The sequence below is a fragment of the Paraburkholderia sp. J8-2 genome (assembly GCF_905220195.1).
GTDB lineage: Bacteria > Pseudomonadota > Gammaproteobacteria > Burkholderiales > Burkholderiaceae > Paraburkholderia.
The window spans coordinates 741,122-753,953 of sequence record NZ_CAJMZA010000002.1 but is presented as its reverse complement, the minus strand read 5'-3'; the positions used below and the strand labels follow the sequence as shown (position 1 = coordinate 753,953).

Here is a 12,832-nt window from a genome sequence, read left to right as displayed (position 1 = left end):
AACTGCAAATCTGGTTTGACGAGCACTTAGTGCTTGTCGTGTGCCTGGCCGATGTACACCAGCGTCAGCATCATGAAAATGAACGCCTGCAGCAGAACGATCAGGATGTGGAAGATCGCCCAGACGCTGCCCGCAATCACGTGGCCGATGAAGCCAAGCACCGTCGTGTCCGCGCCGAAGCTCCACAGACCGCCCAGCAGCGCGATCAGCAGGAACAGCAGCTCGCCTGCATACATGTTGCCGAACAACCGCAGGGCGAGCGAAACCGTCTTGGCGACGAACTCGATGATGTTCAGTGCAAGGTTCGGGATCCACAGCAGCGGATGCGCGCCGAACGGGGCCGAGAGCAGTTCGTGTGCGAAGCCGCCAGGACCCTTGATCTTGAGGTTGTAGTAAATCATCAGCACGAACACGCCGAGCGCGATGCCGAACGTGCCGTTGAGGTCGGCAGTCGGAACGATACGCTGGTGCGGCAGCACTTCGGACAGGCCGAGCCAGCCGATCACGCGCGTGGGCAGATCGACAGGAATGAAGTCGAGCGAGTTCATGAGCGCGACCCAGATGAACACGGTCAGCGCGAGCGGCGCGATGAATGCGCGGTTGCCATGGACGATGGACTTGGACTGGTCCTCGACCATCTCGACCAGCATTTCGATGGCGCACTGGAAGCGGCCCGGTACGCCCGGGGTCGCTTTGCGCGCAGCGAGGCGCAAGATGAGGATCGTCACGACGCCGCACAGGATCGACCAGAACAGCGTGTCGATGTTCCAGACGCTGAAGTCGACGATCGACGTCTGGTGCGAGGTCGCAAAGTTCTGCAAGTGGTGAGCAATGTACTCGGACGGACCCGGTCCGCTCGTTCCTTCGCTAGCTGCCATATCGTTAATGCCACCCAAATTGTCGAAAATCGTTTTCGGCCGCTCCCGCCGCAATACTGTATTGCGGGAACGCACCGCCGTGGATCGTGTCTTATCTGCTTCGCTTCGGCCGGCCGACTTCCACCTGCATCGCTTCGACGCCCTGAATTGAGGCGGCGCGATGTTGGTGGATCAGCGCCAGGCGAGCGCGATCCAATATGTCTTTAGTGCGATCAGGTACGTGACGAGCAAGGGAATCCACTGCACGTCGTGATACCAGAACGCGATGGCGACGAACATCGCAATCGTCGCCCCCATCTTGAAAGCTTCACCGAGCATCCAGTTCAGCACGGTGCCTGCACGACTCAACTGCCTGAGGCGTGCCGCGAACAGCGCGCCAGGAAACCAGCAGATCGCTCCGCCCAGGAACGCCGACAACGCAGCACTGCCCGGCGGCTTATAAAACAGCCACCACGCCAACGTTGCAACCAGGGACAAAACCACTTGCGCCGCCACGACACGAAACGGCGTGACGCGCGATGGGCGACTCACCTGCGCGCCGAAGATCTGCTCGGCTTCGGCCCGGGTGAGCGGAACGATGTCGTTATTATCTTGCTGGCTGGCGTCCAGCTCATCCCAGCGCGCGTTGTGATCAACGCGTCCGGAATGTTTTGTCGCTGCATCCTGCCCCCGGCTGGATGCTTCGACTTTGCCCGGCGGAACATCGGGCCCTTCATGCGCCTGCGGCGCTTCGTCTGGCCTCTGACCCACCATCGCTTTATTCCGGAAATTCGCCTGGCACGCTCTTTATTACAGCGCACTTACAGCATCGCCAACCAAATAAATCCGGGCGATTGTAAGCGATAGTTGCAGGCAATTCAAGACTTTAGGCCCTTCAATAACACCTGTGAAATGCGACTTCATGATGCGGGAAACGCGGCGCCGCGAAGGTGTGACCGGTAACTGTAAGGGACGAAGCAGGGAGAAAATAATCGTCAGGATGACCTGGTAATTTCGGGACCATCTGACGCGCAAACCTGACTATGCGCAGGATGTGGGATGTGGCGGCGTCAGAACAGATGCAACAGCAGCGCGCCGCCTAGAAAGGCCGCGATCCAGAAAGGCACGGCGATCAGGTGAAACAGCAGCCACACGCCGCGCTCGCCGGAAAGACGCACGGCGATGAGATTCGCCAGCGAGCCGATGGCGACTCCGAAGCCACCGACGCTCACGCCGAACGCGAGCGCGCGCCAGTCGTGCGTGAAGCCCGCGAGCACAATGGCCGCGGGCACGTTGCTGATAACCTGCGACAGCACCGCACCTGCGGCAAAAGCGCGCATAGGCGTTTGCAGCGACAACGACGTCAGTGCGTGATGAATGGCGGGCAGCGCGGCCACACTGCGCAGCACGATGAACATCAGCACGAAGATCAGCAGCAGCAGCCAATCGATCTTGAGCACGATGCGAATGCGCCAGATCACGAAACCCGCGGCGACGGCGGCCAGCGCGACGCCTGCGTGGTGTGCATCGGCGAGCAGCACGAACGCGACGAAGAGCACGGCCGCGACGCTCGCCAGCGCGCGATCGACACGCTGCGGCGCGGCGTCTTTCGAGAGATCGAGCGGCGTGGACCTGAAGAGAAACGCGGCGAGCAGGATCAGCATCGCCATGAGAAACGCGCAAAGCGGCGCGAGCCCCACGACGAATCGTCCGAACGACACCCCGCTAACCTGCCAGAGGAACAGATTCTGCGGATTGCCGAGCGGCGTGAGCACCGAGCCCGCGTTCACGGCAAGCGCAATGACGATCACGAGACGTTTGAGCGGCAGCGGTGTGAGCTGGTGGAGCGAAAGCACGAGCGGCACCACGACGAAAAGCGCCACGTCGTTGGTCACGATCATCGATAGCACTGCGGCCAGCACGACGAGCAGCAACGCGAGCCCGCGTTCCGAGTGAATGTGGTGGACGAGCTTGTGCGCGAGCCAGGTCAGCAGTCCTGAATATTCGATGCCCTTCGTCAGAATGAGCAGGCCCGCGAGCGTCATCACCGTTTGCCAGTCGACGAGGGCGGGCAGCGAGGCAACGGGGCGCGGCGCGTAAATCTGCAACGCCACGAACGCCACGACAAGAATCGCGAGCACGGGCTCCGATGCGGCGAATGCGCCGATACGGCGCAACAGGCTGAAGGGCTCGCGCGCGCCCTGCTCCGATTCACGCACCGGCTTTATGCGCCGGCTCGCGGGTATGCCGTGGCGACGCGCATCACGTCGCCGTTTCGCCGCGCAAACGCAGCAGGATGCCGTCGAGCGCGTCGAGGTCGCCAAAGTCGACCGTGAGTTGCCCTCGCCCGCGTCGGCCGAGCTTGATCTTCACCGATGCGGCAAGCAGGTCCGACAACTCCTCTTCGAGGCGGCGCGTGTCGCGGCCACCGTCGTGCGCGGCCTTCGCTTTGACTGCCGGCGCGGCCTTCGTCGTCGCCGAAACGAGCTTCTCCGTTTCACGCACCGACATGCGCTTGTTGACCACCTGGTTGGCCAGCGTGATTTGCGTGGCGGCGTCCACGGCGAGCAGCGCGCGGGCGTGGCCCATGTCGAGATCGCCGGCAAGCAGCATGGTCTGCACGGGCGCCGCAAGATTGAGCAGACGCAGCAGGTTCGACACCGCGCTGCGCGAGCGGCCCACCGATTCGGCCGCCTGTTCGTGCGTGAAACTGAACTCGTCGAGCAGGCGCTGGATACCCTGCGCCTCTTCCAGCGGATTCAGGTCCTCGCGCTGGATGTTCTCGATCAGCGCCATCGCGGCGGCGGCCTGGTCGGGCACGTCCTTCACGAGCACCGGCACTTCGGTCAGCCCGGCGATGTGCGCCGCACGGAAGCGTCGCTCACCGGCGATGATTTCGTAGCGCCCCGTCGCAATCGGGCGCACGAGAATGGGCTGCATCAAACCCTGCGCGCGGATGCTCGCGGCCAGTTCCTGGAGCGCGCCCTCGTCCATGCGCGTGCGCGGCTGGTACTTGCCGGCCTGCATCTGCGTGAGCGGCAGCGTGTTAGGCGCGCCTTCGATCTTCACCGCTTCGGTGATGTCCGCGCTGCCGCCGAGCAATGCTTCCAGCCCCCGGCCCAGCCCCTTCTTCCGTGCTACTGCATTCATCGTGCTTCCCCAGTCTCTCGTCAGAGTGCGCGCACGCGCTCGATCATTTCCGCGCCGAACTGCACGTAGGCTTGTGCGCCGCGCGAAGCGCGATCGAATACCACACCCGGCAAGCCGTAGCTGGGCGCTTCGGCAAGTCGCACGTTGCGCGGGATCACGGCGTCGAAGACCTTGTCGCCGAAGTGCTCTTTCAATTGCTCGGAAACCTGCTGCTGCAGCGTGATGCGCGGGTCGAACATCACGCGCAGAAGACCGATCACCTTCAGGTCGCGATTCATGTTCGCGTGGACCTGCTTGATCGTATTGATGAGATCCGAGAGCCCTTCGAGCGCGAAGTATTCACACTGCATCGGGATCACGACGCCATGTGCAGCGCACAGGCCGTTGAGTGTGAGCAGCGAAAGCGCCGGGGGGCAGTCGATCAGGACGAAGTCGTACTCGGCGTCGACTTCGGCGAGCGCAGCCTTCAGGCGCCGCTCACGCTGCTCGACCGTCACCAGTTCGACTTCGGCACCGGCCAGTTCACGGTTGGCCGGCAACACGTCGTAGCCAACCTGTTCGGGCCGCGTGCGCGCGGTGTTCACCGTGACGCCGTCGACCAGCACTTCATACACCGTGTTCTCGCACGCGGCCTTGTCGATGCCGCTGCCCATCGTGGCGTTGCCCTGCGGGTCGAGGTCGATGAGAAGGACACGTTGTCCCTGCGATGCGAGGCTCGCGGCGAGATTGACCGTTGTCGTCGTCTTGCCGACGCCGCCCTTCTGGTTCGCAACGCAGAAGATTTTTGCCATCTTTCGGGTGTCCCTTTTACTGCCTTAAAAAGTTTGCTTACGTTATGACGCAACCGCCTCGCGCACCACTCGGCCGATTGGCCATCGCCGGGTCGGTTCAGGCCGCGGCGACCGGCTCAACCGACACTTCGATCAGGTGACGCTCCGCATCGAGCATCGGCACATTCAGGCGGATTGTATTCAGCGCCTTGGTGCCCGACGGCAAGCGCTCAATCTCGCCTTCGGGGTGCACACCCTTCATCGCCCAGATCGCGCCGCCGTCCGCAACGAGATGACGGGCCAGTGTAACGAAATCGGCGAGATCCGCGAATGCCCGGGACACGATCAAATCGAATTTTTTTGGTACTTCCACGCCAGGACGCAGCGATTCGACTCGACCGGTCACTACCGCCAGGTTCGCGAGACCGAGTTCGGCCTTGGCTTGCGACTGGAACGCCGACTTTTTCTGCACGATATCGTTGAGCGTGACCTGCCAGTTCGGCCGCACGATCGCGAGTACGATGCCAGGCAGCCCGCCACCAGAGCCGACGTCGAGCACCGTTGCGTCGGCGCGCGCCGGCAGGTGCGGCACGATCGACAGCGAATCGAGAATGTGCTGGATCAGCATCTGACGCGGATCGCGGATCGCCGTGAGGTTGTAGACGGCGTTCCACTTGGCGAGCAGCGCAACGTAGTCGAGCAACTGCTCGTGCTGGCGCTCGGTGAGTTCGACACCCAGCGCCTCTGCGCCCTCTTTCAGCAGACGAGCCAGCGCGTCACGGTCCGCAATACCGGGTTGCCTCGAGCGCCCCGTCATTGCGCCACCGGCGTCGTGTCGGTGCCGCTCTCGTCCGCAGCGCCCGGATTCTGGCGACGGCGGCCAAGGCCACGCTTGAGGTGAACCATGAGCAACGAGATCGCGGCGGGCGTGATGCCGGAAATACGCGATGCCTGGCCAATGGTCTCGGGACGGAACTGAGTTAGCTTCTGACGCGCCTCAAACGAAAGACCGCGTACTTCCGCGTAATCGATACCCTCCGGCAGACGCGTATTCTCTTGCGCGCCGTTGCGTTCGATCTCGTCGGCTTGACGATCGATATAGCCCTGATATTTGATGCCGATCTCGATCTGCTCCTTGATCTGAGCGAGCAGAACTTCGTCATCGGCAAGCGGAGCGTCTGGCGCGCAGGCGCCTTCACGCAGACCGCAAACGCCGTCATAGCTCACGCCCGGGCGGCGCAGCAGATCTGCGAGGTTGTACTCGCGATCGATCGACTTGCCGAGGAGTGCCGTTGCTTCTTCAGCCGACAGCGTCTTCGGATTCACCCACGTCGACTTCAGGCGCTCTGTTTCACGTGAAACAGCATCGCGCTTGCGGGAGAATGCGTCCCAACGAACGTCATCGATTACGCCCAGCTCGCGGCCAATCTCCGTCAACCGCATATCCGCGTTGTCTTCACGCAGGCTCAAGCGATATTCGGCTCGGCTCGTGAACATGCGATACGGCTCGGATACGCCACGCGTCACCAGGTCGTCGACCAGTACGCCGAGATATGCCTGATCGCGGCGCGGGCACCATGCGTCCTTGCCCTGCACCTGCAGGCCTGCATTCATGCCGGCGAGCAAGCCTTGCGCGGCCGCTTCTTCATAGCCCGTCGTACCATTGATCTGGCCCGCAAAAAACAGGCCGTTGATCACCTTGGTTTCGAGCGAAGCCTTGAGCCCGCGCGGATCGAAGTAGTCATATTCGATCGCGTAGCCCGGACGCAGGATGTGCGCGTGCTCGAGGCCGCGCATCGAGTGCACGAGTTCAAGCTGCACGTCGAACGGCAGGCTAGTCGAGATCCCGTTCGGGTAGAACTCGTTCGTCGTCAGGCCCTCCGGTTCGAGGAAGATCTGATGCGACTCCTTCGACGCAAAGCGGTGAATCTTGTCTTCGATCGACGGGCAATAGCGCGGCCCTACACCTTCGATCACGCCCGTGTACATTGGCGAGCGGTCGAGGCCGCCGCGGATAATGTCGTGCGTGTGCTCGTTCGTATGCGTGACCCAGCACGGAATCTGGCGCGGGTGCTGCTCCGCGCGGCCGAGAAACGAGAAAACCGGCACCGGATCGAGGTCGCCGGGCTGCTCTTCGAGCACCGAGAAGTCGATCGTGCGGCCGTCAATACGCGGCGGCGTGCCCGTCTTCAGGCGCCCCTGCGGCAGTTTCAGCTCCTTCAGGCGCGACGAGAGCGTCACGGCAGCGGGATCCCCTGCGCGGCCGCCCGTGTAGTTGTTCAGGCCCACGTGGATCTTGCCGTCGAGGAAGGTCCCCGCCGTCAGTACGACTGCACGGCTGCGGAAGCGGATTCCCACCTGCGTGACGGCGCCAACAACGCGGTCGCCTTCGACCATTAGGTCTTCCACGGCCTGCTGGAACAGCCACAAATTCGGCTGATTCTCGAGGCGCCGGCGGATCGCCGCCTTATAGAGAATGCGGTCTGCCTGCGCGCGCGTCGCCCGGACCGCCGGACCCTTGGACGAATTGAGAATGCGGAACTGAATCCCGCCCTCGTCCGTCGCAGCGGCCATGGCGCCGCCGAGCGCGTCGACTTCCTTGACCAGATGGCCCTTGCCAATGCCGCCAATCGACGGATTGCAGCTCATCTGGCCGAGCGTTTCAATGTTGTGCGTAAGCAGGAGCGTCTTGACGCCCATACGGGCTGCGGCAAGCGCAGCCTCGGTTCCGGCGTGACCGCCGCCGACGACGATAACGTCAAACTCTGTGGGATAAAGCATGGCGGGACCTCACGCATGGACGGAAACGACCGCGTGAGCCTTCTCAGAAAAAGTGGTATGCGCGAATTATAACGGCTTACGGTTTAAGGCCGTTCACACCCGAGAATCGTTCCACGCAAGGGCAAAAAAAACGGCGTGTTTCACGTGAAACACGCCGCTCATTTCTACAGCCATAGACGAAGTCAGACTGGTTTCTTCGCCAACCCCAGATACGTTTCGATCACGCGTGGGTTTTGCGCCAGCTCCTCCGCCGGCCCTTCGAGCGCCAGATCGCCAGTTTCCAGCACGTAGCCGTAGTCGGAAATCTGCAGTGCGGCACGTGCATTCTGCTCGATGAGCAACGTCGCAACGCCGGTTTGCCGCAGCGCGCTGATGATGTGGAAGATTTCCTTCACGATGAGCGGCGCCAAACCGAGGCTAGGCTCGTCGAGCATCAGCAGATCGGGCTTGCCCATGAGCGCCCGGCCGACTGCGAGCATCTGCCGCTCGCCACCCGAAAGCGTGCCAGCCGCCTGGGCGCGGCGCTCCTTCAGGCGTGGAAACAGCGTGAAAACCGGCTCGAGTTGATCGAGGAAATTGCGTTCCCCTGCGCGCTTTCGCCGGTAGGCGCCGAGCACGAGGTTGTCCTCCACCGTCATCGAGGCAAACAACTCGCGCTTCTCCGGCACGAGACACATGCCGCGCGCCACACGCCGCTCAATCGGCAACGCGCCGATCTCGTCACCCATGTAAGCGATACGGCCGCTAGCGTGCCCCGTTACGGGCAGCGCGCCCATGATGGCATTGAGCAGCGTGGACTTGCCCGCGCCGTTCGGACCGATCACGGAAACGATCTGCCCTGCGCCCACCTTGATCGCCGCCTTGTGCAGCGCCTCGATCTTGCCGTAGCGAACGGCGAGTCCCGAGACTTCCAGTACGGGTGTCGTCATCATTCCACCCCGCCCAGGTACGCTTCCAGCACAGCCGGATCCTTTTGCACCTCTTCCGGCAAACCTTCCGCGATGCGCGTGCCGAACTCCATCACCACCAGGCGGTCGGTGAGATTCATCACGAAATCCATGTCGTGTTCGACCAGCAGCACACTCATGCCCTCTTCTCTCAGCTTGCGCAGCAATGCCGCCAACTGTTGCTTTTCCTGGTAACGCAGGCCGGCCGCCGGCTCGTCGAGCAGCAGCAAGGTCGGATCGCAGCACAGCGCGCGCGCAATCTCCAGGATCCGCTGCTGACCGAGTGCGAGGCTGCCCGCTTCGTCATACATATGCTGCTCGAGGCCCACGCGGCGAATTTGCTTCGCAGCCTCGCTCATGAGTCGTCCCTCTTCCGCGGCATTGAGCTTGGCGACGCTGCGCAGCACGCCCGCATGGCCTCGCAGGTGCGCGCCGATGGCAACGTTCTCGAGCACCGTCATCGTCGGCAGCAGTTTGACGTGCTGGAACGTACGGCCAATGCCGCGCGCGACGATTTCACGTGAAGTCAGGCGGTCGATGCGCTCGCCGCGGAACGTGATCTCGCCGCTGGTCGGCTGAAGCACGCCGGTCACGAGATTGAAGGTCGTCGACTTGCCCGCGCCGTTCGGGCCGATCAGGCCGATGATTTGCCCCGCCTTGACCTCGAAGCTCACGTCGTTCACGGCCACCAGGCCGCCAAACTGCTTGCGCGCCTTGTTCACCGTCAGCAGCATCTCGCCCGTAGCCGGCTTGCTGCGCTGCGGCAAAGCCTCGGCCTGCTCGGGCACATGCGCCTGCGGGCCGCGCGGGAAGAAGCGCGCCACGAACGGCCAGACACCGCGCCGCGCATATTGCAGCAGCAGCACCATCAAGATGCCGAATACGATGATCTCGAAGTTGCCGTTCTCGCCCAGCAGCTTCGGAAGCAGCGTTTGCAGCCAGTCCTGCAGCACGGTCAGGATCGCTGCGCCCAGCACCGCGCCCCAGACATGCGCCACGCCGCCCACCACGGCCATGAAGAGATACTCGATGCCGTGATTCAGACCGAACGGCGTCGGGTTCACCGCACGCTGCAAATGCGCGTACAGGAAGCCCGAAACCGCCGCGAGCACGGCCGCATAGACGAAGATCACCACACGCATCCAGCCGGTGTTCACGCCCATTGCCTCGGCCATCATGCCGCCGCCACGCAGCGCGCGAATCGCCCGGCCCATGCGGCTATTAAGCAGATTTTGAACCGACAGCACGGACAGGAGCACCACGACCCAGATCAGGTAATAGATATGGCGGCCCGATTCCAGATCGATGCCCAGCACGTTCAGCACGGGAATGCCATTGATGCCGTCGTACTTGCCGAGCATATCGAGATTGCCGAACAGGAAGAACAGCGCGAGGCCCCAGGCAATCGTACCGAGCGGCAGGAAGTGGCCCGACAGACGCATCGTGACGAGCCCCAGAACGAGCGCCACGAGCCCCGTGATCACCACGCCGACAATAAGCGCGAGCCACGGCGAGACGCCGTACTGCGTCGTCAGATACGCGGTCGCGTAAGCGCCAAGCCCGACGAACGCGGCCTGCCCGAAGCTCGTCATCCCGCCGATGCCGGTGAGCAGCACGAGGCCGATCGCGACGATCGAATAGAGGCCGATATAGTTGAGCAGCGTGATCCAGTACTCGGGCACGTGCACCGGATGAGGCAGCACCGGCAATGCGAACATCACCACGAGGAACAGCCAGAAGAAGCGGTTGTGCATGACGAATCGTTTCATCGCGTCACTCCTCTTCCTCTTCGGCGTGCGGCGTCGAGAGCGAGCGCCACAGCAGCACGGGGATGATCAGCGTGAACACGATCACTTCCTTATAAGAGCTCGCCCAGAACGACGAGTACGACTCCAGCAGCCCCACGAGCACGGAACCTGCCGCAGCCAGCGGATAGCTCACCAGGCCGCCGATAATGGCCCCGACGAACCCCTTGAGGCCGATCAGGAAGCCCGAGTCGTAGTAGATGGTGGTGAGCGGCGAGACGAGGATGCCGCACAGCGCGCCGAGGCCCGCGGCGAGCGTGAACGCGAGCCGCCCGGCCTGCGTGGTGCCGATGCCGACGAGCCGCGCGCCAAGCCGGTTCACCGAAGTCGCGCGCAGCGCCTTGCCCGAAATCGTGCGGTCGAAATACAGATACAGCGCGACGATCAGCACGGCGGCCGTGCCGATCACCCAGAGACTTTGCCCCGAGATCGACAGGCTGCCGATGTTGAACGTGGCGTCGGAGAACGCGTTCGTGCGCGAGCCTTCCGCGCCGAACATCACGAGCCCGAGGCCCACCATCGCGAAATGCACGGCCACCGCTACGATCAGCAGCAGCAGCGTGGTCGCCTCGGCGATAGGCTCGTATGCGAGGCGATAGACGAACGGCCCCATCGGCACCACGATCGCGAGCGTGAGCGCGATCTGCACGAGCATGGGCAGTGGCTGGCTCGCTACCCCGCGCGTCACCGCATAGAGCGCGATGGGAAAGAGCAGGTACTTGCCCGCGAGCGTCACAAGCGTGCGCGCCGCGTGGCGCCGCCGTTCGGCGTGCCGCACGAGCCCGGCGGTCTCGACGATGAAGCACGCCGCCCCGAGCGCGACGAGCAGCCAGCACGTGGCCGGAAACTTCTGGGACTGCAGCGCGGCGAGCGTGAGCGCGCCATACGAAACGAACTCGCCCTGCGGAATGAAGATCACCCGCGTGACGGAGAACACCAGCACCAAGGCGAGCGCTAGCAGCGCATAAATCGCACCGGTGGTGATGCCGTCCTGCGCGAGGATCGCGGCGATCGATAAATCCATACTCCCCTCTTCCTGAAACCTTCTGGAACCTGGAAAACAGCGACGTCGAAAAACGGAAATGCTCGTGCGAACCGTCAGACGCACGGTTCGGGCTTCATGTGTGAAAAGCCGGTGCGCAGCGATGAAGCCATGCACCGGTCATGCTTGTGCGTCATTCTCTGTGGCCAGAATGACGCCGTGACAAGCGCGTGTGTTTCACGGGAAAACGCGCAGCGCTTTCCCGTGCGCCGCACGTCATTCGCTCTGCAGCTTCCACTTGTTGTTCACGATCTCGACGATCACGCGCGCGCGCTGGTCGAGGCCCGCATGATCCGTTGCGCTCATGTTGAAGATGCCATGCGCGCCGGCCACGTCCTGCGAGCTTTCGAGCGCGGCGCGCAGCGCCACGCGGAACGCCTCGGTGCCAGGCTGGCCCGCCTTCAGTGCGATCGGAATTGCGCGCTGGAGCAACTGCCCTGCGTCCCACGCATGGCCGCCGAAGGTCGCCACCGTGCCCACGCCATAGGCCTTCTCATAGGCCGCCTTGTAGGCCAGCGCCGACTTCTTCACAGGGTTCGAATCGGGCAACTGATCGGCCACCAGAATCGGGCCTGCGGGCAGCAACTCGCCTTCGCAGTCCTTGCCGCAAACGCGCAGGAAGTCGTTGTTCGCCACGCCGTGCGTCTGGTAGATCTTGCCCTTGTAGCCGCGATCCTTGAGCGTGGTCGCAGGCAGCGCCGCCGGCGTGCCGGAACCTGCGATCAAGATCGCGTCGGGGTTCGCCGACATCAGCTTGAGCGCCTGGCCCGTGACCGACGAGTCCGTGCGGTTATAGCGCTCGGTCGCCACGATCTTGAGGTTGTGCTTCGCGGCCGCGCTCGTGAACTCCTTGAGCCAGCTGTCGCCATAGGCGTCGGTGAAGCCGACGAAGCCCACCGTCTTCACGCCTTGCTTCCCCATGTAGCTCGCGAGCGCGTCGGCCATCAGGCTATCGTTCTGCGGCGTCTTGAAGGCCCATTGACGCTTCGCGTCGATCGGCTCGACGATCGCGGCGGACGCGGCGAGCGAGATCATCGGCGTCTTGCCCTGCGCCACGACATCGAGCATCGCGAGCGAGTTCGGCGTGACCGACGAACCGATGATCGCGTCCACGTGGTCTTCGTCGATCAGCTTGTGCGTGTTCTGCACGGCCTTGCTCGTGTCCGAGGCGTCGTCGAGCACGATGTACTGCACGCTCTTGCCTGCGATCTCCTTGGGCAGCAGCGCGATGGTGTTCTTCTCCGGAATGCCGAGCGACGCCGCCGGTCCCGTTGCCGAAAGCGTCACGCCGATCTTCACCTGCGCGGCGGCTACGCCCGCCGTGCCCATCAGCGCCGCTGCGAGTGCGGCGCTAATCGAGCTCAAAACCCACTTCTTCGTTTTCATTGCGCGTCTCCAAACGCTTGGTCTGCGTGTTGTCGATTGATCCTGCGCCGATTACTAGGATGTTCGTAAATCGGCGCTGGCCTTTGAGTGTAGT

At 63.2% G+C, this 12,832-nt stretch carries 11 protein-coding genes; all 11 read right to left on the bottom strand.

Annotated elements, in window-relative coordinates:
* Positions 1–26 precede the first annotated feature (26 nt).
* Positions 27–878 carry a F0F1 ATP synthase subunit A gene (gene atpB, locus U5A52_RS08705; RefSeq protein WP_042265988.1) on the bottom strand — a complete coding sequence of 284 codons (852 nt, stop codon included), beginning with the start codon at positions 876–878 and terminating at the stop codon, positions 27–29.
* A gap of 171 nt (positions 879–1,049) precedes the next feature.
* Positions 1,050–1,631, bottom strand: coding sequence for an ATP synthase subunit I (locus tag U5A52_RS08700; RefSeq protein WP_321934494.1), 582 nt, complete (start codon positions 1,629–1,631; stop codon positions 1,050–1,052).
* A gap of 296 nt (positions 1,632–1,927) precedes the next feature.
* Positions 1,928–3,076, bottom strand: a complete 1,149-nt coding sequence (locus U5A52_RS08695; RefSeq protein ID WP_415773654.1) for an SLC13 family permease — start codon at positions 3,074–3,076, stop codon at positions 1,928–1,930.
* Between the two features lie 43 nt (positions 3,077–3,119).
* On the bottom strand, positions 3,120–4,007 hold the full coding sequence (locus U5A52_RS08690; RefSeq protein ID WP_321934493.1) for a ParB/RepB/Spo0J family partition protein: 888 nt from the start codon (positions 4,005–4,007) through the stop codon (positions 3,120–3,122).
* A gap of 20 nt (positions 4,008–4,027) precedes the next feature.
* On the bottom strand, positions 4,028–4,798 hold the full coding sequence (locus U5A52_RS08685) for a ParA family protein (RefSeq protein WP_321907181.1): 771 nt from the start codon (positions 4,796–4,798) through the stop codon (positions 4,028–4,030).
* 97 nt (positions 4,799–4,895) lie between these two features.
* Complete coding sequence (gene rsmG, locus U5A52_RS08680) at positions 4,896–5,594, bottom strand: 16S rRNA (guanine(527)-N(7))-methyltransferase RsmG (RefSeq protein ID WP_321907183.1); 699 nt, start codon at positions 5,592–5,594, stop codon at positions 4,896–4,898.
* On the bottom strand, positions 5,591–7,558 hold the full coding sequence (gene mnmG, locus U5A52_RS08675; RefSeq protein WP_321934492.1) for a tRNA uridine-5-carboxymethylaminomethyl(34) synthesis enzyme MnmG: 1,968 nt from the start codon (positions 7,556–7,558) through the stop codon (positions 5,591–5,593). The genes rsmG and mnmG overlap by 4 nt, the downstream gene beginning before the upstream one ends.
* Positions 7,559–7,740: 182 nt before the next feature.
* Complete coding sequence (locus tag U5A52_RS08670; protein WP_321934491.1) at positions 7,741–8,490, bottom strand: ABC transporter ATP-binding protein; 750 nt, start codon at positions 8,488–8,490, stop codon at positions 7,741–7,743.
* The gene (locus tag U5A52_RS08665; RefSeq protein ID WP_321934490.1) at positions 8,487–10,274 is read right to left on the bottom strand and encodes a branched-chain amino acid ABC transporter ATP-binding protein/permease; all 1,788 of its coding nucleotides are present in this window, start codon (positions 10,272–10,274) and stop codon (positions 8,487–8,489) included. Before U5A52_RS08665 ends, U5A52_RS08670 begins: the two co-directional genes overlap by 4 nt.
* Before the next feature lie 4 nt (positions 10,275–10,278).
* A complete protein-coding gene (locus U5A52_RS08660; RefSeq protein WP_321907191.1) occupies positions 10,279–11,334 on the bottom strand; it encodes a branched-chain amino acid ABC transporter permease in 1,056 nt (351 codons plus the stop codon).
* 234 nt (positions 11,335–11,568) lie between these two features.
* Positions 11,569–12,738: an ABC transporter substrate-binding protein gene (locus U5A52_RS08655; protein WP_321934489.1), complete on the bottom strand. Its 1,170-nt coding sequence runs from the start codon at positions 12,736–12,738 to the stop codon at positions 11,569–11,571.
* Positions 12,739–12,832: the final 94 nt, after the last annotated feature.

What these genes read in the sequence shown, in the direction of transcription:
- U5A52_RS08660 (WP_321907191.1), bottom strand. Translation starts at nt 11,334, where the DNA reads ATGGATTTATCGATCGCCGCGATCCTCGCGCAGGACGGCATCACCACC.
- U5A52_RS08655 (WP_321934489.1), bottom strand. Translation starts at nt 12,738, where the DNA reads ATGAAAACGAAGAAGTGGGTTTTGAGCTCGATTAGCGCCGCACTCGCA.
- U5A52_RS08700 (WP_321934494.1), bottom strand. Translation starts at nt 1,631, where the DNA reads ATGGTGGGTCAGAGGCCAGACGAAGCGCCGCAGGCGCATGAAGGGCCC.
- U5A52_RS08670 (WP_321934491.1), bottom strand. Translation starts at nt 8,490, where the DNA reads ATGATGACGACACCCGTACTGGAAGTCTCGGGACTCGCCGTTCGCTAC.
- rsmG (WP_321907183.1), bottom strand. Translation starts at nt 5,594, where the DNA reads ATGACGGGGCGCTCGAGGCAACCCGGTATTGCGGACCGTGACGCGCTG.
- U5A52_RS08665 (WP_321934490.1), bottom strand. Translation starts at nt 10,274, where the DNA reads ATGAAACGATTCGTCATGCACAACCGCTTCTTCTGGCTGTTCCTCGTG.
- U5A52_RS08690 (WP_321934493.1), bottom strand. Translation starts at nt 4,007, where the DNA reads ATGAATGCAGTAGCACGGAAGAAGGGGCTGGGCCGGGGGCTGGAAGCA.
- atpB (WP_042265988.1), bottom strand. Translation starts at nt 878, where the DNA reads ATGGCAGCTAGCGAAGGAACGAGCGGACCGGGTCCGTCCGAGTACATT.
- mnmG (WP_321934492.1), bottom strand. Translation starts at nt 7,558, where the DNA reads ATGCTTTATCCCACAGAGTTTGACGTTATCGTCGTCGGCGGCGGTCAC.
- U5A52_RS08685 (WP_321907181.1), bottom strand. Translation starts at nt 4,798, where the DNA reads ATGGCAAAAATCTTCTGCGTTGCGAACCAGAAGGGCGGCGTCGGCAAG.